At 72.9% G+C, this 24,304-nt stretch carries 20 protein-coding genes; 11 read left to right on the forward strand and 9 right to left on the reverse strand.

Annotated features, from left to right (window positions below; translation table 11 throughout):
* On the reverse strand, positions 1-830 hold an 830-nt coding region (locus AB0J86_RS35960), incomplete at its 3' end, for a glycosyltransferase (protein WP_363862350.1).
* Between the two features lie 334 nt (positions 831-1,164).
* Here AB0J86_RS35960 and AB0J86_RS35965 point away from each other — a divergent pair.
* Entirely contained in the window at positions 1,165-1,308 is a 144-nt protein-coding gene (locus AB0J86_RS35965) for a hypothetical protein (RefSeq protein WP_363862353.1), read from the forward strand.
* Positions 1,309-1,396: 88 nt separating this feature from the next.
* On the forward strand, positions 1,397-2,818 hold the full coding sequence (locus AB0J86_RS35970; protein ID WP_363862356.1) for a PQQ-dependent sugar dehydrogenase: 1,422 nt from the start codon (positions 1,397-1,399) through the stop codon (positions 2,816-2,818).
* Here the strand turns inward: AB0J86_RS35970 and AB0J86_RS35975 are convergent.
* Positions 2,770-2,994 carry a hypothetical protein gene (locus AB0J86_RS35975; protein WP_363862359.1) on the reverse strand — a complete coding sequence of 75 codons (225 nt, stop codon included), beginning with the start codon at positions 2,992-2,994 and terminating at the stop codon, positions 2,770-2,772. The genes AB0J86_RS35970 and AB0J86_RS35975 overlap by 49 nt on opposite strands.
* A 222-nt stretch (positions 2,995-3,216) precedes the next feature.
* Here AB0J86_RS35975 and AB0J86_RS35980 point away from each other — a divergent pair, with 222 nt between their 5' ends.
* Positions 3,217-6,069, forward strand: a complete 2,853-nt coding sequence (locus AB0J86_RS35980; RefSeq protein ID WP_363862362.1) for a PQQ-dependent sugar dehydrogenase — start codon at positions 3,217-3,219, stop codon at positions 6,067-6,069.
* Here AB0J86_RS35980 and AB0J86_RS35985 read toward each other — a convergent pair.
* The 3 genes from AB0J86_RS35985 to AB0J86_RS35995 are packed head-to-tail and all read right to left on the reverse strand — an operon-like array spanning position 6,053 to position 11,040.
* A complete protein-coding gene (locus tag AB0J86_RS35985) occupies positions 6,053-7,669 on the reverse strand; it encodes a lipopolysaccharide biosynthesis protein (protein WP_363862365.1) in 1,617 nt (538 codons plus the stop codon). The genes AB0J86_RS35980 and AB0J86_RS35985 overlap by 17 nt on opposite strands.
* Entirely contained in the window at positions 7,669-8,658 is a 990-nt protein-coding gene (locus AB0J86_RS35990) for a glycosyltransferase family A protein (protein ID WP_363862368.1), read from the reverse strand. The genes AB0J86_RS35985 and AB0J86_RS35990 overlap by 1 nt, the downstream gene beginning before the upstream one ends.
* Before the next feature lie 30 nt (positions 8,659-8,688).
* On the reverse strand, positions 8,689-11,040 hold the full coding sequence (locus AB0J86_RS35995; RefSeq protein ID WP_363862371.1) for an NAD-dependent epimerase/dehydratase family protein: 2,352 nt from the start codon (positions 11,038-11,040) through the stop codon (positions 8,689-8,691).
* A 225-nt stretch (positions 11,041-11,265) separates the two neighbouring features.
* Between AB0J86_RS35995 and AB0J86_RS36000 the strand changes: the two genes are divergently transcribed.
* Genes AB0J86_RS36000 through AB0J86_RS36020 form a run of 5 tightly spaced genes read left to right on the forward strand, consistent with a single transcriptional unit; the run spans position 11,266 to position 16,688 of the window.
* A complete protein-coding gene (locus AB0J86_RS36000) occupies positions 11,266-12,495 on the forward strand; it encodes a class I SAM-dependent methyltransferase (RefSeq protein WP_363862374.1) in 1,230 nt (409 codons plus the stop codon).
* On the forward strand, positions 12,495-13,337 hold the full coding sequence (locus tag AB0J86_RS36005; protein ID WP_363862377.1) for a glucose-1-phosphate cytidylyltransferase: 843 nt from the start codon (positions 12,495-12,497) through the stop codon (positions 13,335-13,337). The genes AB0J86_RS36000 and AB0J86_RS36005 overlap by 1 nt, the downstream gene beginning before the upstream one ends.
* Positions 13,337-13,972 carry a PIG-L family deacetylase gene (locus AB0J86_RS36010; RefSeq protein ID WP_363862445.1) on the forward strand — a complete coding sequence of 212 codons (636 nt, stop codon included), beginning with the start codon at positions 13,337-13,339 and terminating at the stop codon, positions 13,970-13,972. The genes AB0J86_RS36005 and AB0J86_RS36010 overlap by 1 nt, the downstream gene beginning before the upstream one ends.
* Positions 13,969-15,300, forward strand: coding sequence for a polysaccharide pyruvyl transferase family protein (locus AB0J86_RS36015; protein ID WP_363862380.1), 1,332 nt, complete (start codon positions 13,969-13,971; stop codon positions 15,298-15,300). The genes AB0J86_RS36010 and AB0J86_RS36015 overlap by 4 nt, the downstream gene beginning before the upstream one ends.
* Positions 15,297-16,688: a Coenzyme F420 hydrogenase/dehydrogenase, beta subunit C-terminal domain gene (locus AB0J86_RS36020; RefSeq protein WP_363862383.1), complete on the forward strand. Its 1,392-nt coding sequence runs from the start codon at positions 15,297-15,299 to the stop codon at positions 16,686-16,688. The genes AB0J86_RS36015 and AB0J86_RS36020 overlap by 4 nt, the downstream gene beginning before the upstream one ends.
* A gap of 10 nt (positions 16,689-16,698) precedes the next feature.
* Here AB0J86_RS36020 and AB0J86_RS36025 read toward each other — a convergent pair whose 3' ends face one another.
* The gene (locus AB0J86_RS36025; RefSeq protein WP_363862386.1) at positions 16,699-18,090 is read right to left on the reverse strand and encodes a hypothetical protein; all 1,392 of its coding nucleotides are present in this window, start codon (positions 18,088-18,090) and stop codon (positions 16,699-16,701) included.
* 263 nt (positions 18,091-18,353) lie between these two features.
* Here AB0J86_RS36025 and AB0J86_RS36030 point away from each other — a divergent pair, with 263 nt between their 5' ends.
* The 3 genes from AB0J86_RS36030 to AB0J86_RS36040 are packed head-to-tail and all read left to right on the forward strand — an operon-like array spanning position 18,354 to position 19,361.
* Positions 18,354-18,680 (forward strand): PadR family transcriptional regulator, encoded by a 327-nt coding sequence (locus AB0J86_RS36030; protein ID WP_363862389.1) that lies wholly within the window; start codon positions 18,354-18,356, stop codon positions 18,678-18,680.
* Positions 18,677-19,033, forward strand: a complete 357-nt coding sequence (locus tag AB0J86_RS36035) for a DUF1048 domain-containing protein (protein WP_363862392.1) — start codon at positions 18,677-18,679, stop codon at positions 19,031-19,033. Before AB0J86_RS36030 ends, AB0J86_RS36035 begins: the two co-directional genes overlap by 4 nt.
* Position 19,034: 1 nt before the next feature.
* Positions 19,035-19,361: a DUF1048 domain-containing protein gene (locus AB0J86_RS36040; protein WP_363862395.1), complete on the forward strand. Its 327-nt coding sequence runs from the start codon at positions 19,035-19,037 to the stop codon at positions 19,359-19,361.
* 42 nt (positions 19,362-19,403) lie between these two features.
* On the opposite strand, the gene AB0J86_RS36045 is transcribed toward AB0J86_RS36040, so the two are convergent.
* From AB0J86_RS36045 to AB0J86_RS36055, 3 genes are all read right to left on the reverse strand, one after another.
* Positions 19,404-20,489, reverse strand: a complete 1,086-nt coding sequence (locus AB0J86_RS36045; RefSeq protein ID WP_363862448.1) for an AI-2E family transporter — start codon at positions 20,487-20,489, stop codon at positions 19,404-19,406.
* 278 nt (positions 20,490-20,767) lie between these two features.
* Complete coding sequence (locus AB0J86_RS36050) at positions 20,768-22,561, reverse strand: hypothetical protein (RefSeq protein WP_363862398.1); 1,794 nt, start codon at positions 22,559-22,561, stop codon at positions 20,768-20,770.
* A 254-nt stretch (positions 22,562-22,815) separates the two neighbouring features.
* Positions 22,816-24,051, reverse strand: coding sequence for a cell division protein DivIVA (locus AB0J86_RS36055; protein WP_363862401.1), 1,236 nt, complete (start codon positions 24,049-24,051; stop codon positions 22,816-22,818).
* Between the last annotated feature and the right edge of the window lie 253 nt (positions 24,052-24,304).

Below are 24,304 nucleotides of genomic sequence, written 5' to 3' on the forward strand. Positions count from 1 at the left end.
GGGGGGGGGGGGGGGGGGGGGGGGGGGGGGGGGGGGGGGGGGGGGGGGGGGGGCGGGGGGGGGGGGGGGGGGGGGGGGGGGGGGGCCGGGGCGGGGGGGGGGGGGGGGGGCGGGCGCGCGGGGGGGGGGCCCCACCGTGCCCGACGAATCCCGTCAGGCTTGATGTCTTCGTCGGGCACGGTGGGCCCCACCTTTACGGCGGTCCCGGCCGTCGCGCCGGTCCGTCCCGTGCCGACCTCGGCGAGGGTGGGGCCGTTGCGGACGACGACCACCCGGTCCGGGTCGCAGCCGCCACGGAGGATGGCGAGTTCGCGGTACGACTCGTTCGTGGCGATCACCGCGGCGGCGCAGCGCCAGGAGAGGCGCTCGAAGAGCCGCAGCAGGCGCAGGGCGAGCGGGTTGGGCCGGTCGGTCTTGCACTCGTACAGCTCGGGGCTCAGGTCGTGGTGGTCGAAGACGAACGGCCGGCCGAGCGCCCGCATCGCCAGCCCGACGGGCCAGAAGACGTCGGGCGGGTTGCACGCCTGGACCGCGTCGATCCGCTCGCGCAGCGCCAGGGCGGCCAGGCGGCCCGTGACGGCGGCGAACGCCCAGGCGAACTCGGCGGCGAAGGAGAACAGCCCCGAACCGGCGAACGGCTGCGGGAAGGAGTGGATGCGGGTCTCCGCCGTGCCGGGCAACAGCCCGGGCCGGTGCGGTCCGCGCGGGCAGATCACCGTGGCGCGATAGCCGGCCTCCTCCAGCGCCCGGCACTCCCGGATCACCCGGCGATCCCGTTCCGCCGGCAGGTTGACGACCACGATGACGACATGCGGGCGCCGATCGACCATCTGTGAATCCCATCCGGGTTGCTCGGACAATGCTCCGATGGGGCGGTCGCGCGGCGTGAATGTTCTGCGCGACGGCCGAAACGCACGTACCCAACTGAACTGGTTCTGTTCTATCAAGACACTGCTCTACCAGCGCGTTCAGGGCAAGGATGACGCGAACGCTGGACATTGTCGCGTTACTTACATGAGCGAGTACGGTCGGTCGATTGCTCTTTCAATCGCTCATCATAATTTGCTCGCTCGGTGTCGCCCGTGGTCTGACACGCGCAGTCCCCGTTCGTTAACAAAGGGATCGTGAAAGCGAATTGAACTCATTAATTAACGTGCATAATTCGTGCCGCTGCCGCTGCCGCTGCCGCTGCCGCTGCCGCTGCCGCTGCCGCTGCCGCTGCCGCTGCCGCTGCCGCTGCCGCCTTGCCGGCTGCCGTGTGCCGCGTGCCGTCCGGAGTCCCTGATCGGTGGGTCGGCGGTCCGGTAGCTGACAGCCGGCGTCGGCGCGTCCCACACATGCTCTGAGCAGCGGTTATGCCCCAGGTGGGCGGGCTGTGTCCGACGGGAGGGCGGTCATGGCGGAAGAATCCAGGCGTGCGCGGGTACGGGCGCTGGCTGTCGTGGCCGGACTGGCCGTCGTACTCGGACCGGTGGCCGGACCGGGGGCTGGGCCCGCGCGGGCCGTGGTGCCCCCGGGCTTCACCGAGCAGGTGGTCCTCGCCGGACTGACCCAGCCGACGAAGCTGGCGTTCGCCCCGGACGGGCGGGTCTTCGTGGCCCAGAAGAACGGCATCATCAAGATTTTCGACAGCCTGACCGACCCCACGCCGACCGTCTTCGCCGACCTGCGACCGCAGGTCTACGACTACGCCGACCTGGGACTGGTCGGCCTGGCGCTGCCGCCCGGCTTCCCGGCCGACCCCTGGGTCTACGTCAGCTACACCTACGACGGGCCGATCGGCGGCACCGCGCCGACCTACGGCGACAGCTGCCCGGCGCCGAACACCTGCCTGGCCAGCGCCCGGGTCTCCCTCCTGCACATCAGCGGGAACGTGATGAACCTGCCGGAGCGGGTGCTGCTGCACGACTGGTGCCAGCAGAGCGACACCCACTCCATCGGGGACATCGGCTTCGGGCCGGACGGGGCGCTCTACGTCGGCGGCGGGGACGGCGCCTCCGGCAGCGTGATCGACTACGGGCAACTCGGCGCTCCCGCCAACCCCTGCGGCGACCCGCCGGCCCCGGTCGGCGGCGTGATGTCGCCACCCACCGCCGAGGGCGGCGCGCTGCGCTCCCAGGACGTGCGGACCCCGACCGACCCGACCGGGCTCGACGGCACCCTGATCCGGGTCCACCCGACCACCGGCCAGGCGCTGGCGGACAACCCGCTCGCCGCCAGCGCCGACCGCAACACCCGCCGGATCGTCGCGTACGGGCTGCGCAACGCGTTCCGCTGGACGTTCCGGCCGGGCACCGGAGAGGTCTGGATCGGCGACGTCGGCTGGCGGCTCTGGGAGGAGATCGACCGGGTGCGCACCCCGGCGGTCGCGCCGGTACGCAACTACGGTTGGCCCTGCTACGAGGGTCCGGCCGTGCAGCCGCCGTACCACACCGTCGGGCTGAACCTCTGCCGCAGCCTGTACGCCGCCCCGGCCGGTACCGTCACACCGCCCTACTACGCGTACGCCCGCAGCCAGCCCGTCGTCCCGGGCGACGGCTGCCCGGTGCCGGCCGGGGTGATCAGCGGTCTCGCCTTCTACCCGGCCAGCGGCGGCGGTTTCCCGGCCGCGTACCGCCGGGCGCTCTTCTTCGCCGACTACCGGCGCGGCTGCGTCTGGGCGATGCGGGCCGGCGCCACCGGGCTGCCCGACCCGGCCACCATCACGCTCATGTCCAACACCGCCGGTGGCGTCGTCGATCTCCAGGTTGGCCCGGACCGGAACCTCTACTACGTCGACCTGACCGGCGGCACGGTGCGCCGGCTCCGCTTCGGCTGACCGGGACCCGCGGGTCGGCCGGCGGGGTTGGGGGCGCGCTGCGTCAGCCCGAGGCGCTTCCGCTCCTCCGCCAGGTGGAGGGCGGCGACCCACGCCTGGGTGCGGGCGCGTTCCGTGGCGAGCGCATCCTCGTCGCCGTCGTGCAGTTCGGCGCGGAGGTCATCCCAGTCCGGCACCGGAAGACCAAAGCTCGAACTGAACAGGCGGGACGGCGGACGGCCCGTCGGGCGGTCGGTGGGGCTGGGCGGGTGGGATCGGGCACTGATCGGGGGAGGAAGTACGCCCGGTCGGCCCAGCGGGCAGGTCCGGCACCTGACAGCCCGGCCCGGCGCCGCTCGCACATGCTCTGACCAGGCATTTTGCCTAGATGGTCAGTGCGTGGCAGGGGAGGGGCGGTCATGCGGAGGAAGATCAGACAGGCCGGGGTGGGGCTACTCGCGCTCGTGCTCGGGGTACCGGTCGGGCTCGCGTCGGCGGCCGGTCCGCGCACGCCCGCGCGCGCCGCCCCGGCGCCACCGGGCTTCACCCAGCAGGTGGTCCTCTCGGGGCTCACCCTGCCGACCAAGCTGGCCTTCTCGCCCGACGGGCGGGTCTTCGTGGCTCAGAAGAACGGCGTCATCAAGGTCTTCGACGGGCTCTCCGACCGTACCCCGACGGTCTTCGCGGACCTGCGGGCACAGGTGTACGACCTGGAGGACCTGGGGCTGATCGGGCTGGCGCTGGCGCCCAACTTCCCCGCCGACCCGTACGTCTACGTCAGCTACAGCTACGACGGCGTCATCGGCGGCGGCGCGCCCACGTACCACGACACCTGCGCGGTCGTCGGCAACTGCCGCTCCAGCGCCCGGGTCTCCCGGCTGCGGGCCGACGGGGACACGATGACCGGCGCCGAGCAGGTGCTGCTGCACGACTGGTGCACCCAGATCGACAGCCACTCGATCGGCGACCTCGGCTTCGGCCCGGACGGCGCCCTCTACGTCACCGGCGGCGACGGCGCCTCGGCCACCTTCACCGACTACGGCCAGGCCGGCAACCCCACCAACCCGTGCGGCGACCCGCCCGCTCCGGTTGGCGGGGCGCTGACCCCGCCGACGTCCGAGGGGGGCGCGCTGCGGGCCCAGGACCTGCGTACGCCGGGCGACCCGACCGGCCTTTCCGGCACGCTGGTCCGGGTCGACCCGAGCACCGGGGCGGCCCTGCCGGACAACCCGCTGGCCGCGAGCGCCGAAGCCAACACCCGCCGGATCGTCGCGTACGGGCTGCGCAACGCGTACCGCTGGACGTTCCGGCCCGGCACCGGCGAGATCTGGGCGGCCGACGTCGGCTGGCGCACCTGGGAGGAGGTCAACCGGATCACCAACCCGGCGGCCGGACCGGTGCGCAACTACGGCTGGCCCTGCTACGAGGGGAACGCGCCGCAGCACGGCTACAACGCCGCCAACCTCACGCTCTGCGAGAGCCTCTACACCGCGCCGGCCGGTACCGTCACCCCGCCCTACTACACGTACGCCCACACCCAGACCGTGGCGACCGAGGACGGCTGCCGTACCGGCGGCTCCTCACCCACCGGCATGGCGTTCTACCCGGCCGGTGGCGGCAGCTACCCGCGCGCCTACGCCGGCGCGCTCTTCTTCGCCGACTACTCGCGCAACTGCATCTGGGCGATGCGCGCGGGCGCCGACGGGCTGCCGGACCCGGGCTCGATCGTGCCCTTCTCGTCGACCGCGGCCGGCCCGGTCGACCTGGAGATCGGCCCGGACCGCGACCTGTACTACGTGGACCTGGTCGGCGGGACCGTCCGCCGGTTCCACTACAGCTCCGGCAACCAGCCGCCCACGGCGCGGATCGCGGCGACGCCGCTGGAGGGCAACGCCCCGCTGCCGGTCTCCTTCGACGCGGCCGGATCGACCGACCCGGACCCCGGCGAGATCCTGAACTACCAGTGGGACTTCACCGACGACGGCACGTACGACGCGACCGGGGTGACCGTGGCGCACACCTACCCCGCCGTCGGCACGTACACCGCCCGGCTGCGGGTCACCGACCTGGCCGGCCTGGTCGACACGGCGACGGTACGGGTCCTGGTCGGCACCAACGCGCCGGTGCCGGTGATCACCAAGCCGCTCACCGGCACCACCTGGTCGGTCGGGCAGACCATCTACTACGCCGGTACCGCGACCGACCCGCAGGACGGGACGCTGCCGGCCTCGGCGCTCTCCTGGCACCTGGCCAACCGGCACTGCACCGACCTCGACAGCTGCCACACCCACGTGATGCGCGACGCGTCGGGGGTGCGCGGCGGCTCGTTTCTCGGCCCGGACCACGAGTATCCGTCCTACCTGGAGCTGACCCTGACCGCCACCGACTCGGACGGGCTCAGCGCCAGCACGACCCTGCGGCTGGACCCGAAGACCGTGGAGATCTCGCTGGTCAGCAACCCCGTCGGGCTGCGGCTCAACCTGGACGGGATCGACTACACGACCCCGGCCACCACCCGAGCCATCGTCGGGTCGACGACCACGCTCAGCGCGCCGGTGCAGCAGCCGACCGTCGGCGTGACGTACGAGTTCGAGAACTGGTCGGACGGGGGCGCCCGGACGCACGTGGTGGTCGCTCCGGCCCGCCCCACCACGTACACGGCGACGTTCGTCAGCAACACGTACTGCGCCGACAACTTCGGCTATACCTGCGCCACTGTCCCGAACCGGCCGTTGGTCCGCGCCGACCAGACGGTCCTGCCGCTGACCGGCGACGACGCGGTCACCCAGGTGCCGCTGCCGTTCCCGGTCCGGTTCTACGGCCAGACGTACGCGAGCGCGTGGGTCGACGTCGACGGCCGGCTCTCCTTCCTGCCTCCGGTCCGCGCCTCGGGCGCGAACGGTCCGCTGCCGGACGAGGCGGCGCCGAACGCCGCGCTCTACCCGTTCTGGGACGACCTGGTGGTACGGGCCGACTCCAGCATCCGTACCGCCGTCCTCGGTACGGTCCCCGACCGCCGGTTCGTGGTCGAGTGGCGCAACATCGGGCTGTACGGGTCGTCGTCGGCGCGGATCACCTTCGAGGCGGTGCTCACGGAGCGGGGTGAGATCACGTTCAACTACGCGGACCTGACCGCCAGCAAGCCCCGCGAGCTGGGCGACTCGGCGACGGTCGGCATCGAGAACGCCCCGGGCACGGTCGCCCTGGTCCGCTCGCTCGACACCGCCTCGCTCGGCAACAACCGGGCGATCGTCTTCACCCCGCCGGGGTGACCGCGCCGCCGCCCTCGGCGGGGCGGGGGGCCGGTCCCGGCAGCCCCGTCCCGCCCGGCAGCCCCGTCCCACCCGGCAGTTCCGTCCCGTCCGGCGGCGTCCGGGGTCGCCGCAGGCGGACCAGGAGCAGCCGGCGCAGCGGCCCGTCGGCGCAGCCGAGCACGACGCCGGCGACCAGGCCGGCGGCGGCGCCCGTGAGCAGCAGTTCGGGCAGGGGCCCCAACTCGCCGCCGCCGAAGCGGCCGGTCGCCAGCGGCACCAGCGCGGCGGCGAGCGCGGCCAGTACGGCCGGCACGGTCGGGGCCAGGAAGCGTCCCACCGGCGCGTCGGCGGCCCGCCGTACGGTGACCCAGACCGTCGCCGCGGTGACCGCGAGCTGCATCCCGATCCCGGCCAGCGCGATGGCGCTCGCCTGGACCACGGCGTGCCGGCCGGTCAGCAGGGCGCCGACGGCGGCGAGCGTGGCCACCCCCAGTACCGCGCGCGACCAGAGCAGCGCGGCGAGTCGACCGGGCTGGCCGATCGCCTGGAGCGCCGGGCCGAGCAGCAGCCCGAAGACGTTGACGGCGCCGAAGAGGCAGAGCAGGCGCAGCGGTGTCGCGGTGCCGGCCCACTGCGGCCCGAGGAACCGCACCAGCGGGTCGGCGACGGCCGAGAGCACCCCGAGCACGGGCAGCCCCGCGACCGCGCCGAAGTGCTGCAACTCGGTCAGGTGCGCGGCGAAGCGGCGCCGGTCGGTCTGCAACCGGGACAGCGACGGCAGCGCCACCTGCTGCAACGACCGCACGGTGACCTCGACCAGCATGTCGGGCAGCCGGGAGGCGAGCCGGTAGATGCCGGTGGCCACCGGCCCGAAGAAGATGCCGGCGAAGATGATGTCGGCGCGGGAGCTGAGCATCAGCCCGATGCCGGCGTTGGCCGAGTGGGCGGAGTAGCCCCAGAGTTCCCGGATGGCGCCGAGCCGCGGGCGGCGGCTCGGCCGCCAGGGACAGATCACCCAGAGCACGACCACGCCGATGGCCGCGTTCACCAACTGCTGGGCGACCAGCGCCCAGATTCCCGCCCCGGCGAGCGCCAGCGCCACCCCGACCACGCCGCTGGCCAGCGCGGCGACCAGGGTACGGATGGCGACCGCGCGGAACTGCAGCTCGCGGCGGAGCACCGACTCCGGTACGGTCGCCAGCCCCTGCAACAGCACCAGCGGGGCGAGCGCGAGGCAGACCGCGGTGAGCCCCGGCTGCCGGTTGACCAGGGCCCAGATCGGGCTCAGCGCGACGGTGAGCGCGGTGCCGGCCAGGCCGGCGAGGAGCAGCACGCCGAAGGCGGCGTCCAGGTGCTCGGCGGTGAGCCGGTCGCGCTGCACGATCGCCGAGACCAGACCCTGCTGGATGAGGGTCTGCCCGACCGCGATGAAGACGCCTGCCATCGTCACCAGCCCGAACTCGTGCGGTCCGAGCAGCTTCGCGAGCAGGAACGTCACGACGATCGAGGAGCCGACCCGGCCGCCGGTCAGGACGTACGACCAGCCGATCGCCGAGCGGACCCGACCTCGGGGTGGGGTCGGCGGGACACCGGTGGGCGTCTCGGGGGTGGCGACCACTAGCTGCTGCCCTTCGTCGTGGCGGTCTGCGTCCAGCGCAGCAGCCGGCGGACCGACCGGCGGGACAGCTGCTGGCAGAGCCACCGGGTGAGCGGGCCGCACATCCGGTCGCAGAGCCGGCGACGCAGCCGTCCCAGCCGGACCCGCAGGCGCCGCAACCACCAGGCGACGAGGAAGGCGCCGGCCGAGCTGAGCCGGGTGCTCAGGCGGTGCTCGCCGGTGGCGAGCACGCGTACCGTCTCGACCAGCATCCGCTGCCGGGGCCAGCGGGTCCGGTCGGCACCGTCCGGGGCGAACCAGGTCACCGCGGCGGCACGGGTGCTGCCGCCGGCCTGGCGGGTGGAGCGCGGGTGCACCCGGCGGTGGAACAGGGGCGGGTCGACCTCGTGGATCTCGCCGAGCCGGGCCACCTCCGCCACCAGCGTGTAGTCGGAGGAGAGGTAGGGCCGGATCAGCCCGGTCCGGCGCAGGGCGTCGAGGCGGAAGACCCCGAAGTGGGCGTGACAGAGGTTGATGTTGTCGGCCACCCCGGCCACCCGCCGCCACGGGCGCCGGTCGCGCAGGTCAAGCCCGTCGGCGTACGCGCCGAGCGGCGCGCCGTGCTCGTCGATGAGGACGGTACGCGGGTACGCCAGCACGGCGCGCGGTCCGGCCGCGTCGAGCGCCCGTACGCAGGTGCTGACGTACGACGGCAGGCAGACGTCGTCGTAGGCGACCCACTTGAACAGCTCGCCCCGGGCGAGCTGGACCACCCGGGCGTAGTTGGCGTGCCCGCCGAGATTGCGCGGGTTGCGGTACAGCCGGATGCGGGCATCGGCGGCGGCGTACCGCTGGGCGATCTCCCAGGTCCGGTCGGTCGACGCGTTGTCGCTGACGATGACCTCGAAGTCGGGATAGTCCTGGGCGAGCAGGGCGTCCAGGCACTCTTCGAGATAGCGTTCGGCGTTGTAGAGCGGCACGCCGAGACTCACTCGGGGCGTACCTTCCATCCGTTCTCCTCCGGGGCGCGGCGCGCGGGGTCAGGCGGTCAGCAGCTCCGCCTCGACGCCGAGCCGGCGCAGCGCGGCGTCGATCTCGTCGCGGTAGGCCGGATTGGTGATGATCACCGCGCGGGTGCCGAGCGTGACCAGCTCGTCCGGCGGACCGACCCGGTGGCCGGTCACCGGCAGGTACCGCCCCCACTTGCGCGGGTTGACGTCGACCACGGCGACGAGCCGGCGCCCCGGGTCGGCCAGGTGCAGGAACTGCACCCCGCGCGAACCCGCGCCCCAGAGCACCGGGGCGGCACCGGCCGAGACCAGCCGGTCGATCGTCTCCCGCCAGCGCCGCAGCTCGGCGGCGTGCCGCTCGGCGAACCCGTCGATCGCGGCGAGCAGGCGGTCCCGTTCGGCGGTACCGGGCAGCGGCGGCGCGGCGGCGCGCTCCGGCGCGTTGCGGGAGATCTCGACGTACCGGAACATGCCCGCGAAGAGCGGACCGGTCGCCTCCACCCGCCAGCCGGCCCGCTCGGCGATGCGCCGCAACGGGTGGCCGCCGAAGTAGGAGACGTGCGGGTAGATCACCTCCCAGCCGGCGGTGGCCAGGTCGTAGCCGGCGTCCGGTACCTCCAGGTAGGCGTTGACCGGCCGGTCGCCGGCCAGCTCCGCCAACCGCACGAGGAACCCGTACGGGTCGTCCAGGTGCTCGAACCAGTGTCGCGAGGTGACCAGGTCGAAGCGGGGCGTGGTCCGGTCCAGCGGGGCGTGCCGGCGGTGGAAGACCGCGCCGGAGGGGTCCGGGCCGGTCGGGCCGGCGTACATCGGGTCGTAGCCCACCCCGTGGCAGCCGGCCACGTGGCACAGCTCGCGCAGGAACTCGCCCTGGCCGCAGCCGACGTCCAGCACCGTGGCGCCGCGCAGCCGGTACCGCTCGGCCAGGTGTTTCACCAGCTCCGTCGAGAAGGACCGGAACGCCGGCGAGTGGTGCAGGTTGGTGTCCATCGTGGTGTCGTAGACCAGCGCGACCGGGTCGTACGCGACGTTGCGCACGTACCCGCAGCCGCGGCAGCAGGCCAGCGTCACCCGGCCCAGCGGCGAGGCGAGCGCCTCCTCCCGGGTGGCCCAGTGCACCCCGCACCGGACCGGCATCTCGCCCAGCTCCGCGAAGACCTCCAGCTCGCCCTCCCCACAGGCCGAACAGAGGCCAGCAGCACCGCGAGTCGCGCCGCCGCCCGCAGGCGCCACCAAGCGGAGGGAGCGCAGCGACTGGAGCGACTGGGGCCTACAGGGCGGCTCTTCGGGCGCGCGAGCCGCCGAGGCGGAGCCGAGGCCAGCAGCTCCGCGAGTCGCGCCGGCGGAGCCGAGGCCAGCGGTCCACCGTAGGTCGGGGCCGAGGCGGCGGGCGCGTTGCAGGGCCTGGACGCGGCCGAGTCGCTGGTGGCGCTCGCCCGTGAGGTCGGCCAGGGTCAGCCCGTACCGTCGGTACGCCTCGACCAGCTCCTCGATGCCCTTGCGAACCGTCCACCGGGGACGGAAGTCGGGCACCTCGGCGGCGATCCGGTCGCAGTCGACCCGGTAGTTGCGCCGGTCCGCGCCGGCGCCGCCGACGAAGGTGATCTCGGCGCCCGGCACCACCTCGGCGACCAGCTCCGCGACCTGGCGGATCCGGTAGTTCTCGCCGCTGCTGCCGACGTTGTACGCCCGCGCGCGCACCAGCTCGCGAGGAGCCCGCAGCAGCGCGAGGAACGCCCCGGCGATGTCCTCGGCGTGCACGAGCGGCCGCCAGGCGGACCCGTCGGAGCGGAGCCGGACCTCGCCGGCGAGCAGCGCGTGCGCGGTCAGGTCGTTGACCACCAGGTCGCCGCGGAGCCGGGGCGAGAAGCCGTACGCGGTGGCGTTGCGCAGGAAGACCGGGCAGAAGTCGTCGTCGGCCAGCTCGGCCAGCCCCCGCTCGGCGCGAACCTTCGACGTCCCGTACGGGGTGATCGGGGCGAACCGGGCGTTCTCGTCCAGCGGCCGGTCGTCCGGCCCGGCGCCGTAGAGGCTGCACGAGGAGGAGAAGAGGAAGCGCGGCACCCCGGCCGCCTTCGCCGCCCGGGCCAGCCGGAGCGTGCCCAGGTGGTTGATGTCGTAGGTGACCTCGGGGTCGAGGTTGCCGACCGGGTCGTTGCAGACGGCGGCCAGGTGGCAGACCGCGTCGAATCCGGCGCAGTGCTCGGGCCGCACGTCGCGCAGGTCCAGCTCCAGCGTCGGTACGGCGGGCGGCGCCGGTCCCAGCAGACAATCCGCGTACAGGTTCGCGTCCAGTCCGACCACCTCATGTCCGGCGGCTACCAATATCGGCGTGAGAACGCTGCCGAGATAGCCATGATGGCCGGTCACGAGAACGCGCATGGACATCTCCCGAAGGTCGGCTTGGCGTGCCGGGGAATTTTATTTACCCGGCCTCGGGGTGGTGCGGACGTTTGTCGGACTTCTTACTTAACACTGCTGGTCGGAGGTGGTCTGGCTAGCGTGGCCGGAGCGCGTGCCCGACGGGTGCCGCCGGTGGTGAATGCGATTCTTTCTCGCAGTTTCTCCGCGCTGGAGAATCCCGAATAATCTTCGGAGTGGGTGGGCATGACCATTGTGCGATGTCGGCTCTGCGCCACGGAATTGACCGAGACGTTTGTGGATCTGGGCATGTCCCCGCTGTGCGAGAGTTATCTGCCGGCCGATCGGTTGGACGAGCCCGAGACGTTCTACCCGCTGCACGTGCGCGTCTGCCCGGACTGCCTGCTGGTCCAGCTGCCCGCGTACGTGCCCGGCGAGGAGATTTTCTCCGACTACGCGTACTTCTCCTCGTACTCCGACTCCTGGGTGGCGCACGCCCGCCGGTACGCCGAGACCATGACCGAGCAGCTCGGCCTCGGGCCCGGGAGCCTGGTGACCGAGGTCGCCAGCAACGACGGCTACCTGCTGCGGCACTTCGTGGCGCGGGGCGTACCGGTGCTCGGGGTCGAGCCGGCCGCCAACGTGGCCGCCGTGGCGACCGGGCGCGGCGTGCGTACCGAGGTCTGCTTCCTCGGCGCCGAAACGGGCGCCGCGCTGGCGCGGCGCTACGGCCGGGCCGACCTGGTGGTGGCGAACAACGTGCTGGCCCACGTGCCGGACCTGGTGGGTTTCGTCGCCGGGCTGGCCGCCCTGCTCGGGCCGAGCGGGCTGCTGACCTGCGAGTTCCCGCACCTGCTGCGGCTGATCGAGCGCCGGCAGTACGACACGATCTACCACGAGCACTACCAGTACCTCTCGCTGCTGACCGCGCGGCGGGCGCTGGCCACCGCCGGCCTGGTGGTGGTCGACGTCGAGGAGCTCTCCTCGCACGGCGGGTCGCTGCGGATCCACGCCCGCCCCGCGACGGCGGCGCTCGAACCCTCCAGCAACGTCAAGTCGGTGCTGGAGGCCGAGGCCGAGTCGGGCCTGCACACGCTGGCCGGGCACCGGGGCTTCGCCGACGCCGTCTTCGACATCCGGCGCAACCTGGTCGACTTCCTGCTCGCCGCCCGCGCCCAGGGCCGGTCGGTGGTCGGCTACGGCGCGCCGGGCAAGGGGAACACGCTGCTCAACCACTGTGGCGTCCGGGCCGACCTGCTGGCGTACACCGTCGACCGGAACCCGTACAAGCAGGGGCGGTTCCTGCCCGGTACGCACATCCCGGTCCACCCGCCCGAGCGGATCGCCGAGGACCGTCCCGACTACGTGCTCGTCCTCCCGTGGAACCTGCGCTCGGAGCTCTCCGCCCAGCTCGACTACGTACGCCGGTGGGGTGGCCGGTTGGTCTTCCCCATCCCGCACCTGGAGGTGGTCTGATGAAGGTGGTCCTCTTCTGCGGCGGGCTGGGCATGCGGATGCGGGAGGGCGCCGCCTCCGTACCCAAGCCGATGGCGATGATCGGCAACCGGCCGCTGCTCTGGCACGTAATGCGCTACTACGCCCACTTCGGACACACCGACTTTATTCTCTGCCTCGGGTACGGCGCCGCGGCCGTGAAGGACTACTTCCTGCACTACGACGAGACCCTCTCCAACGACTTCACCCTCACCATGGACGGCCGGGCGGTGCGCCTGTTCGCCACCGACATCACCGACTGGAACATCACCTTCATCGACACCGGCCTGGGCAGCACCATCGGCGAGCGGCTGATGCGGGTCCGCGAGTACGTCGAGGACGAGCCGATGTTCCTGGCCAACTACGCGGACACCCTCACCGACGCGCCGCTGGCCTCGATGATCGACCGGTTCGGCGCGAGCGGCGCCACCGCCGGCCTGCTCGCCGTACCGGTGCAGTCGACGCACCACGTGATCGACGTGGGGGAGCGGGACGAGGTCACCCGGGTACGCCCGATTCGCGACCTGATGCAGTGGGAGAACGGCGGCTACTTCGTCCTCCGGCCGGAGATCTTCTCGGTGCTGCGCCCCGGCGAGGACCTGGTGCCGCACGGGTTCGAGCGGCTGCTGCCGGACGGCCGGCTGCTCGCCCAGCGGTACACCGGCTTCTGGCGGGCGGCGGACACCTTCAAGGACCGGGCCGAGCTGGAGCAGCTGTACCACTCGGGACGCTGCCCGTGGATGCTCTGGGACGTCAACCGCCACGGCGGACCCGGCGCGTCGGCCCGGCTGGACGCGCTCGACCTGCCGGCGCTGGCCCGGTGATGCTCCCGCTCCGCCCGACCGGCCTGCGCGGCGTGGTGCTCCTCGGCGCGCACCCCGACGACATCGAGATCGGCGCGGGGGGCCTGATGCTCGCGCTGGGGGAGCGCCCCGGGCTGCGGGTGCACTACGTGCTGCTGACCGGCGCGCCGTCGCGGCAGGAGGAGGCGCGGACGGCGGCGCGGGCCTTCCTGCCCGCCGCCCGGCTCACGATGGCGCTGCACGACCTGCCCGACGCCCGGCTGCCGGCCTACTGGGAGGCGGCCAAGCGGATCGTGAACGAGGCGGCGGCGCGGGTCGAGGCCGACCTGGTCGTCGCGCCCGCCCCCGACGACGCGCACCAGGACCACCGGCTCCTCGCCGAGCTGGTCCCCACCGCCTTCCGGGACGCCCCGGTGTTGCAGTACGAGATCCCGAAGTGGGACGGCGACCTGGTACGCCGCAACTTCTACCTACCCATGGACGAAGAGCAGGTACGGCGCAAAGTGGAGCTACTCAACGTGAGTTATCCGTCACAGAAGTCCCGGGACTGGTGGGACGACGAGGTCTTCCTCGGCCTCGCCCGGCTGCGCGGCACCGAGTGCCGGGCCCGGTACGCCGAGGCGTTCCGGTGCGAGAAGGCGGTGATCCAGCTGTGAGCCGGCGTACGCGTGACCGCGACTCCGCCGGTCCCGGCCTGTCGGCGTGCCTCTTCGGGGTGCCCGGGGCGCAGTTCAACCTCGGCGTCGGGGCGCTGCGGGCGGCCACCGTCGGCGGCCTGCTCTCCCGGGCACCCGACGCCGAGGTGACGGTCTTCGACGACGGCTGGGGCCAGCGCGCCGGACGCGCCTTCGTCGCCGGCCGGCCGGTACCGATCGCGCTCGCCGGCGCCCGGCACTCCCGCCGCTTCCACCGTCCCGAGTCGTACCTGAACATGCGGGTCAGCGCGGCCCTCGGCGGGCTCGGCAACGCCGGCCTCGCCCGCATCGACGGCGCCGACGTGGTCCTCGACGTCAGCGGCGGGGACAGCTTCAGCGACATCTACGGCGAGCACCGGTTCCGCACCGTGGTCTGGCCGAAGCGGTTGGCCCTGCTGCGCCGCCGCCCGCTGGTGCTGTTGCCGCAGACCTACGGCCCGTTCCGCTCCCCGCGGGTCGGCGCCGAGGCCGCCGCGCTGGTGCGACGCTCGGCCATGGCCTGGGCCCGGGATCCGGACAGCTACCGGGCCCTCGCCGAGCTGCTCGGTCCCGACCTGGACCCGGACCGGCACCGGGAGGGGGTGGACGTCGCCTTCGCGCTGGAGCCGCGGGCACCCGAGGACTCCGTGGCCGACCGGCTGGGCGAGTGGTTCGCCGCCGCGCCGGGCCCGGTCGCCGGACTCAACGTCAGCGGCCTGATGTCGCGCGCCGAGGGGATCGCCCGGTTCGGCCTCACCGGCAACGCCGGCAGCGTCGCCCGGCGCCTCGGCGAGCGGCTGCTCGAAGAGCCCGACACCCGCGTGATCATCGTGCCGCACGTGCGCAGCGGGCACGGTACCGACGACGACGCGGTGATCAGCGAACGGCTCTACGCCGAGCTGGCCGGCCGGCACGGCGACCGGGTGGCGATCACGCCGCCCGGGCTCGACCCGCACCAGACCAAGTGGGTAATCGGCCGGACCTCCTGGTTCTGCGGCATGCGGATGCACGCCACCATCGCCGCGCTCTCCTCCGGCGTACCGGCGGCCATCCTCGCCTACAGCCGCAAGGCGCGCGGGGTCTTCGCCAGCGTCGGCCAGGAGCGGCACGTGGCCGACGCCCGCCGGCTGGGCGACGAGGACCTGCTCGCCGCGCTCTGGCGCTCCTGGAGCACCCGGGCCGGCACCGCCGCCGAGCTGGCCGAACGGGCCCCGGCCGCCATCGACCGCGCCGGGCGGCAGATGGACGAGATCCTCGGGCTGGCCCGCGCCGAGCACGCGAGCCGTACCGCCGCCGGGGCGCGGCGGTGAGGCGGGCCGGCCGCCGGTACGCCCGCGCGTGGCGGCCCCGCGACGTACACGACGTGGCGGCCCGCAAGCTCTGCACCGGCTGCGGGGTCTGCGCCTACCTCGCCCCGGACGAGGTACGCATGGTCGACGTGCTCGACCACGGCCGGCGGCCGCTGCCGGTGGTCCCGACGCCCCGCGCGGGCGGCTGCGGTACGGATGCGGTCGACGCTCGCGGCGCGGGTGGCGGCGGCTGCGGGACGGGCGGACCCGACGGTCGCGGCGCGGGGGCGACCGGCGGGGACGGCGCCCGCGCCGCCCTGGGCTGCTGCCCCGGCATCCGGCTGGAGCACGAGAGCCACCGCCCGGCGCCCGGCGAGATCGCCGAGCTGCGCGCGGCGTGGGGGCCGGTCCGGGCGATCTGGGAGGGGTACGCGGCCGACCCGGCCATCCGGTTCGCCGGCTCCAGCGGCGGGGTGGCCACCGCGCTGGCCGCGTACTGCCTGGAGGGCGAGGGGATGGCCGGGGTGCTGCACATCGGTGCCCGGGCGGACGTGCCGTACCTCAACGAGGCCCGGCTGTCGCGCGACCGCGCCGAGCTGCTCGCCGCCGCCGGTTCCCGGTACGCCCCGGCCAGCCCCTGCGAGCGGCTCGACCTGGTGGAGACCGCCGACGGCCCCTGCGTCTTCATCGGCAAACCCTGCGACGTGGCGGCGGTACGGATGGCCCGGCGGACCCGACCGTCGCTCGACGCGCGGGTCGGCCTCACCATCGCGGTCTTCTGCGCCGGCACGCCCAGCACCCGCGGCACGCTGGAGATGCTCGACCGGCTCGGGGTGCCCGACCCGGCCCGGCTCGCCTCGGTGCACTACCGCGGTAACGGCTGGCCCGGCCGGGCCCGGGCGCGGCTCGGCGACGACCCGCCCGGGCGGGAGCGGACGCTCAGCTACGAGCAGTCCTGGGGCGAGATCCTGCAGAAACACCGGCAGTGGCGCTGTTACCTCTGCGCCGACCACACCGGCGAGTTCGCCGACGTCGCGGTCGGCGACCCGTGGTACCGGCCGACCGGCGACGACCCGGGCCGCTCGCTGGTGCTGGCCCGCACCGAGCGCGGCGTACGCCTGGTCGAGGCGGCGATCGCGGCGGGCGCGCTGGTGCTGGCGCCGGGGGAACCGGGCATCCTGCCGGCCTCGCAGCCCAACCTGCTGCGCGCCCGGGGTGCTGTCTGGGGCCGGCTGGTCACGCTTCGGGCGGCCGGCCTGATGGCGCCCCGGCTCCGCCGGCTGCCGATGGCCGGGCTCTGGTGGCGGCACCTGTCGACGAGGCAGAAGCTGCAGTCCACCGTCGGTACGCTGCGCCGGATCCGGCGCAAGCGGCTGCGCGAGCCGGCCGAGCTGGTGCCGTACGAGTAGCCGGACGGGGTCAGCTGAACGGCACGGGCCGGCCGTTGTCGAACCAGACGTTGGTGACGGGATCCCAGTTGATCCCGAGCAGCCGGACGTTCACCACGATGCCGTACCGGTAGTCGCGGCCGAACTTGTTGCCCCGAATGTTGATCAGCGAGGAGACGAGATCCTTGCGGATGCCGATCGAGTAGTTTCCGCCGTTGCAGTAGTTGTCCTCCATCAGCAGGTTCGTCACGGTCGGGCCGGTGGTCGAGCCGATCATGATGCAGGCGTTCATCGGGTCCCGCAGCGGCGCGTTGTACGGCTCCAGCCGGTTGTGCCGGATCACGATGTTCACCCCGGCCGTGGTCTGCAACGCGTCGTTGTGCGAGTCGGGGATCCGGGCCAGGTCGTGTACCCAGGAGTCGGCGATGGTGGAGTTGTCCCCGAGCCGGGGCCCGTCGATGGTGTTGTAGATGTTGGCCCGCCGTATCGTGTAGTTGCCGCAACAGACCGTGGCGGACGTCTGCCCCGTACCGTTGATCTCGACGTCCTGGACGATCACGTTGGTGGCCGGGCTGTAGACGCGTACCGAGTAGGTCGGGATCGAGCAGGTGATCCGGGAGCGTTGGATCGTCACGTTGCTGGCGAAGACGCTGACGCACCCGGTGATGTTGAGACCGCTGACCACCTGACCGGCGGTACGCAGGCTCAGCGAGCCGGAGTTGCGCAGGGTCGTACCGGCCGGCACGCCGGTGGTCGTCGGCCCGGGCCAGTACGTGATCGGCGTCGGCGGGGTGGCCAGCACCCCCGGGGGAGCACCCGGCCCCGCCGGGTTCGCCCCGGACGGCATCCGGTCCAGCGGCCCGGGCGCCCGCGCCGGAGCGGATGCCCGGTTGGTCGAGTACGGCCGCCCGTCCCGCTGGGACTCCATCACGGTCGCCGGCTCCAGATCGCTGCGGACGAAGGCGTTGCGGCAGCCGTGGGCGCGTACCCGCAGCGCCGAGTAGTTGCCGGGCACGATGCCGTCGGTGTGGTCGGTACGGCAGCGGATGTCGGTGTTCTCGGCGAAGAAGCCCTCGACGCCATGGCGGATACGGATCGCCGCCGGGCCGCCGGTGCGGACCGTCACCCCGTGCAGGCTGACGTTGTTCGCCGCGATCTCGATCGGGCGGTCGATGGTCTCGTTCCAGAGTTCGGTACCGGACACGGTGATGACCAGCGGCGGGCCGACGGCGGGCTCGGGCCGGGTCAGCACCGCGAGCCCGCCCGCGCCGAGTACGAGGCCGAGGCTGGCGAGCGCGGCCAGCCCGGCGAGCCGAAACCGGCGGCGGTCCGGTCGGGGTCGGCCTCCACGGCCGGATCGGCGGCGGGACCGGGCGGGATCGGGCGGTGACTGTGCCCTGGTCGCGGGGTCGATGCTGGACATTTCTTCCCCCCTCGGGAGAGCACCAACGTCCAGGGTGGGCGTGCAGGAAATGCCGCTCCGAACGTCCCGAACGTTACAAGAAGTACCGAGCGCGTGACAGTTTTCGATCAGACGGATTGCGGACACACTGGGCCTATCCGTCATCCCGGAAAGGCGCCGTTTCCGCGCCGTTGATGCGGCCTGCCGGGGTGGCCGCGCTATTCAGTGGTACCGTATAGTGGTACTTGGTGACACGAGGTACTGGTGCGGCCGGGAGGAGCGGGATGGACGACCTGACGGAGATGCTGAAGGGCACGCTCGAAGGCTGCGTGCTTCAGATCATCGGCAGGGAGGAGACCTACGGGTACGCCATCACGCGTCGGCTGAACGAACTCGGCTTCGTCGACGTCATCGAGGGGACGGTCTACACCATCCTGCTGCGGTTGGAGAAGAGGGGGCTCGTCCGGGTCACCAAACGACCGTCCGGACTCGGCCCGCCGCGCAAGTTCTATGCGCTCAACGACGCGGGGCGCGAGGAACTCGCGGCGTTCTGGGCGAAATGGGAGTACGTCTCATCGCGGATCGACAAGCTCAGGGAGGGCGGGGAATGAGCTTCTGGGAGACCATGACCGGCAGCGATCTCACCAGGGAGTGGAAGCAGTTCGAGGCCCGGGCCGCGGCATTGCCGCCCGACTACCGGGCGGCATGGGGACAGATCGTGGTTCACCTCTTCCCATACGGCAGCTTCACGGGTCGCAACCTGACACCGATCGCCGACGGCGCCCTGGGGCTGCTCGAAGAGACGGCGTCCGATGGGCAGAGCATTCACGAGGTGCTGGGTGACGACATCGAGGGTTTCTGCGCGGCGCTGGCCGGCGGCCAAGAGGCGCGGACCTATCGCGACCGCTGGCGTGAGCAGTTGAACAGGAACGTCGCCAGGAAACTGGGCCAGCTAGGAGGCTGACGTGGGTATCCAGGACATCATCGAGGGCAAGAGGCAGTGGCGGGCGCACCTGGCCCGGGTCAAGGCGCTCCCACGGGACTACCAGATCGTCTACAAGGAGATCCAGCGGTACCTCTTCAAGGTCGGGCCGGTCGGGCTGGCGGACGGGTCCCTGCTCTCGGGGATCCTCGATTTCTTCGAGGAGGGCGTGGCCGCCGGCAAGGGAGTCCTGGAACTCGTCGGCACCGACGTCGCGGCCTTCTGTGACGACCTGGTGAAGGACTCGCGCACCTACGCGGACATCCATCAGGAGTCCATCCGCGGCAAATCCGGAACGGCGGGGAAGTAGCCTCGGCGACCCGGGGGGCGCCGCCTCGGCGGGGCGTCCCCCTCAGCGCGACTGCTGGCGCGGGAGGACCACCTCACGCAGGATCAGCTGCAACGCCGCCACCGCCGGGATGGCCACCAGCGCGCCGAGCACCCCGAAAAGCGCGACGCCGAGCAGCGCGCCGACGATCGCCGCCACGTCGCTCACCTCGACCGACTTGCGCATCACCTTCGGGTAGATGAGGTAGTTCTCCACCTGCTGGTAGATCACGAAGAAGATCACGCAGGCGATGCCGAGCGGCAGTTCGGTGGCGAAGCCGACCAGGCTGACGATCACCGCCCCGATCGTCGCGCCGATCTGCGGGATCAGGTCGCAGACGGCCACCACGACCGCCAGCGCGAACGGGTACGCCAGGCCGATGATCGCGGCGAAGACGAAGGTGCTCACCCCGGCCAGTACCGCGATCGCCAGCGCGCCCACCATGTACGCGCCGACCTTGGTGAGGATCTCGTCGCCGATGAGGCGTACCCGGTCCCGGCGGGAGGCCGGCACCATCCCGTACCCGAGCGTCCTGATCTGGTCGAAGGCGGCCAGGAAGTAGATCGTCAGCACCAGCACCGTCAGGACGTTGAAGATCGTGCCGAAGATGAGCCGGGCGCCGCCGAAGACCCCGCCCAGGGCCCGGCTGATGTTCTGCGCGGTCGCCGCCGACTGCACCCGCTCCATCAGGTGGTACCGCTCGACCAGGTCGTTGATGGTGTCGTTCTGCCGCAGCGAGTCGAGGTAGTGCGGTAGCTGCTCGACGAACTGGCCCGACTGCGTCACCACCGGCGGTACCAGCGCGAACACCCCGCCCGCGAGCAGCAGCACGACGGTGAGCGTCACGGCCGCCACGGCGAGCCCCCGGGGCAGCCCCCAGGAGCGCAAGCGGGCCACCGCCGGGTTGAGCCCGATCGCCAGGAAGAGCGCGACGAAGATCAGGACGAGCATCCCGCCGGCGTTGCGTACCGCGAGGTACACCGCGTAGGCCAGCAGCACGCCCAGGCCGCCGGTGAAACCGATCAGGAACGGGTTCTGGCGCAGCGGGCGGCCGGGCGCCCCGAACCGGCGCTCGTCGTGCCCGCCGACCAGCCGCGCCGGGTCGGCCAGGTCCTCGTGGCTGTCGTCGCCGCTGGTCGTACCGCCGTCGTCCGCGCCCGCTCCGGCCTCCCGATCGACCCGCTCGGTCGAGCCCCGCTCCGCGGCACCCTGCGCGGGAACCCGGACGACCTCCGACTCTGGCTCCTCGACCGCCACCCGGGCCTCCCCCGTCTCGGACTCCTGTCGGGAGGTTATCCGGAGTGTCCGCGCCAGGCCAGACGTGACGCGCCCTCGCGACAACCGGCGCGGCGTACGCGGTCCCATTCCGAGCGGAACCGCGACGGGGCTCACTCGGATTCGACGGCCACCTTCTTGGGCTTCGTGGTGCGCTCCTCGGCCGCCGGCTTCACCGGCAGTTTGCCCGAGTCGCCGGTGCTCGTGATCTTCGTGGCGACCGGGGCGCGACCCGCCTCGCCCGGGACCGTGGCCACCGTCGGCTCGCCGTCGACCCCCTCGGGTCCGGCCGCGGCGGACTCCGTCGGGTCCGGCCCGTCCGCTGCCGTGGCGGCGGTCACCAGCGCCGGCTCGGCAGGGGCGGCGGGCTCGACCGGGGCGGCCGGTTCGGCAGCGGCGGCCGTCGCGGCGGCCGCCTCGGGCCGGACCTCGGCCACCTGTTGGCGTACCTCGGCGAGCTGCCGCCGCAGGTCGAGCAGCTCCCGCTGGATCTCGTCCGACTCCTGGCGCGAGGCCCAGGTCTCCTGCCGCAGGTCGGCCAGGGACTGCTGGGCCTGGGCGATCTCCTGCATCACCTCGACCAGTTCCTGCCGCCCCGCCATCGCCTCCTGCTGGGTCGTGGCGAGCTGCTGCTGTGCGGTGGCGAGGCGCTGCTGTGCGGTGGCGGCGTACTCCTCGTACTGCCGCTTGGAGACCGAGACGTACTCGTCGGCCTGCTTGCGGACCTCGGTGGCGTGCTCGTCCGCCTTGCGGCGGATCTCGGCGGCGACCTCCTCGACGCCGGCGAGCAGCTGGTTCCGCTTCTCCTCGGCCTCGGCGGTGACCCGCGCGGCGAGTTCCTCGGCCTCCGTGGTCACCCGCGCGGCGTGCTCCTCGGCCTGCCGGCGTACCTCGGCGGCGTGCTCCTCGGCCGAGCGCCGCAGCTCGGCGGCGTGCCGCTCGACCTCCTCGCGCTTCGCCGCGTACTGCTGCTCCAGGCCGTCCCGCCACTGCGCGAACTCCTGCTCGACGGCGGTCCGGCGGGCCACGATCTCCTTGTCGGCAGCGGTCTGCTTGGCGGTGATCTCCTGCTCGACCCGCGCCCGCAACGCGGCCAGCTCCTGCTGGGTCTGGCTGCGGGTCTGCTGGACGTACGCCTCGGTCTCGCTGCGCATCCGCTGGACGTAGGCGTCGGTCTCGGCCCGGCTGCGCCGGACGGACTCGGCGGTCTGCTCGGTGATCCGCTTCGCCTCCTGCTGGGCCTTGGCGTGCGCGGCCTCGCCGGCCTCGCGCAGGCGCTTCGCCTCCTGCTGGGCCTTGGCGTGCGCCGCCTCGCCGGCCTCGCGCAGGCGCTTCGCCTCCTGCTGGGCCTTCGCGTGCGCGGCCTCGCCGGCCTCGCGCAGCCGGGTGGCCTCCTCGGTGGCGGCGGTCACCAGCGCCTCGGCCTGGGCGCGGCGGGCGTTGCTGGCCTTCTCCTCCTCCGCACGGCGGGCGGCGAGCGCGATCTCGAAGTCCCGCAGCGCGGTCGCGGCCTGCTCGCGCGCCTCGGCGAGGATCTGTTCCGCCTCGGCGCGGCGCGCCTCCAACTCCTGGGTCGCGCTGGTCTGGATCGCCTCGGCCTGTTCCTCGGCGAGCGTGAGGATCTGTTCGACCCGGGGGCCGAGGTGCCGGAACGAGGCCCGGTCGACCACACCCACCTGTCGGCGTACGGCGGCGAGGTCGCGTTGCAGCACCTCGACCTGCCCGGCGAGCTTGTGGATCTGTGTGTACGCCTGTTCGCGCTCCGTCGCCAGGGTGGCGATCTCGTGCTCGGCCCGAGCGACGTACCGGTCTACCTGCCGTTTGTCATACCCCCGCAGGGCCGACTCGAAGTTGGGCTCCGTGGTCACGTCCCCGCCAAGAGCGAACAGTTCCTCGCCGTGCGACATGCTCTCATCCTCACACGCATCGTGCCCCCGCGCGGCAATACCGACCGCCCTACGGGATGCACTTACCTGCCCCGGCAACCGCCCGACCTGCGGAAACCGTGGCGTACGAATACGGGGCCGAGCCGGATCGTACCGGCGCGGCCCCGTATCACCCGCGCATGCCCCGCTTTGGTGGGTCTTGCCTGGCTGGCCGGCACCGGGTGGGATGTGTCCCGGAGCCGGGGTCGGGCGCCTCGCGCCCGCTGGTCAGCCGGTCAGCTGGCCGTCTCGGCGGGCACGTCCGCGCCGTCCTTGTCGGACTTCTGGGCGTTCCCAACAGTCGGGACGATGCCGGCCAGGCCGGAGAGCATCTGGCCGAGCTGCGAGGTGACCGCGTCCTTCTGACGGGTGAGGTCCTCGACCTCGCGGCGGGCCGCCTGCGTGGTCAGCTCCGCCTCGGTCTTCGCCTCGCTGAGCAGCCGGTGCGCCTCCGCCCGGGCCTCGTTGAGGGTCTTGTCGGCCAGCGCCTTCGCCTTGTCGATGGTCTCGGCGGCGTTGCGCTCGGACTCGATCCGGCGTGCCTCGGCGCGCTGCTCGATCTCCTTGGCCCGGTCCTGGGCGGCCCGGGCGCGCTGCTCGGCCTCGCCGACCAGCTTCTGGGTCTGCGCGACCTGGGCGGCGTGCCGCTCGGACTCCTCCCGCTCGGCCCGCTCCCGGCGCTCGGCCAGCTGCAGCTCCAGCGCCTGCAGGTCCTTGTCGCGCTTGTCCCGGGCGTCGGTGAGCAGCTTGGTCGCCTCGGCGCGCTTCTCCTCGGCCTCCCGGGCCGCCTTCGCCCGCAGCTGGGTGATCTCGCGCTCGGCGGTCGCGCGGAGGGTCGCCACCTCCCGCTCCACCGTCGACTTCAGCTCGGCGACCTCGTGCGCGGTCACCGTACGCAGCTGCTTGGTCTCCCGGTCGGCGTCCGCGCGCAGCGTGTCGGCCTCCCGCCGAGCCTGCACCCGGACCTCGGCGGCCTCCCGCTCGGCGGCGGTACGCACCGCGCCGGCCTCCCGCTCGGCGGTGGCCTTCATGGCGGCGGCCTCGGCGCGGGCCTTGTCGGTGATCTCACGCGCCTCGAGGCGGGCGGCGGAGAGGATCCCCTCCGACTCGCGCTTGGCCTCGCCGCGGTGGTCGTTGGCCTGCTCCTCGGCCAGCCGCAGGATCTGCTCGACCCGGGTGCCCAGGCCGGAGAGGGTCGGCCGGTTGTTCTCCTCGAGCTGCTTGTTGGTGTCGGTGAGCTTCTGCTCCACCGCGTTGAGCCGCTGTTCGGCCTGGCGCAGCCGGCGCTGCGCGTCGTTCATGCGCTGCTCGGCCTCGGCACGGGCCTGCTCGGACTGGGCCAGGGCGGCGTTGAGCCGGCCGAGGTGGCTGTTGACCTGCTCGCGGTCGTAACCGCGCAGGGCGACCGTGAAGTCTGGTTGCGAGTTCGCGTTATCGAAGAACGCAAGAGGGGAGGACTGCTGCTGGGGCATTGGGACATACTTGCAGACACACCAGGGTGGTTCGCAAGACCGGGGTGTGCCTCTCCTGACCGGTTCACATGGTCAACTTTGGCCGGCCCGCGCCGGTGCGTGATCGCCCTCCGGCAACGGCCGAAATCATCGCTGTCGCCCGCGCGGTTCGTACCGGCGCAGTTCGAAAAACGTTTCGTCGTCGTACACCACAGGCGCGCCGCCGGAACCGCTGCGGCGCGCCGGGAAAGACCGCCCCGCCGCCCGAACCGCC

Origin of the sequence: Micromonospora sp. NPDC049559 (assembly GCF_040676675.1) — a bacterium.
Taxonomy (GTDB): domain Bacteria; phylum Actinomycetota; class Actinomycetes; order Mycobacteriales; family Micromonosporaceae; genus JBFAPK01.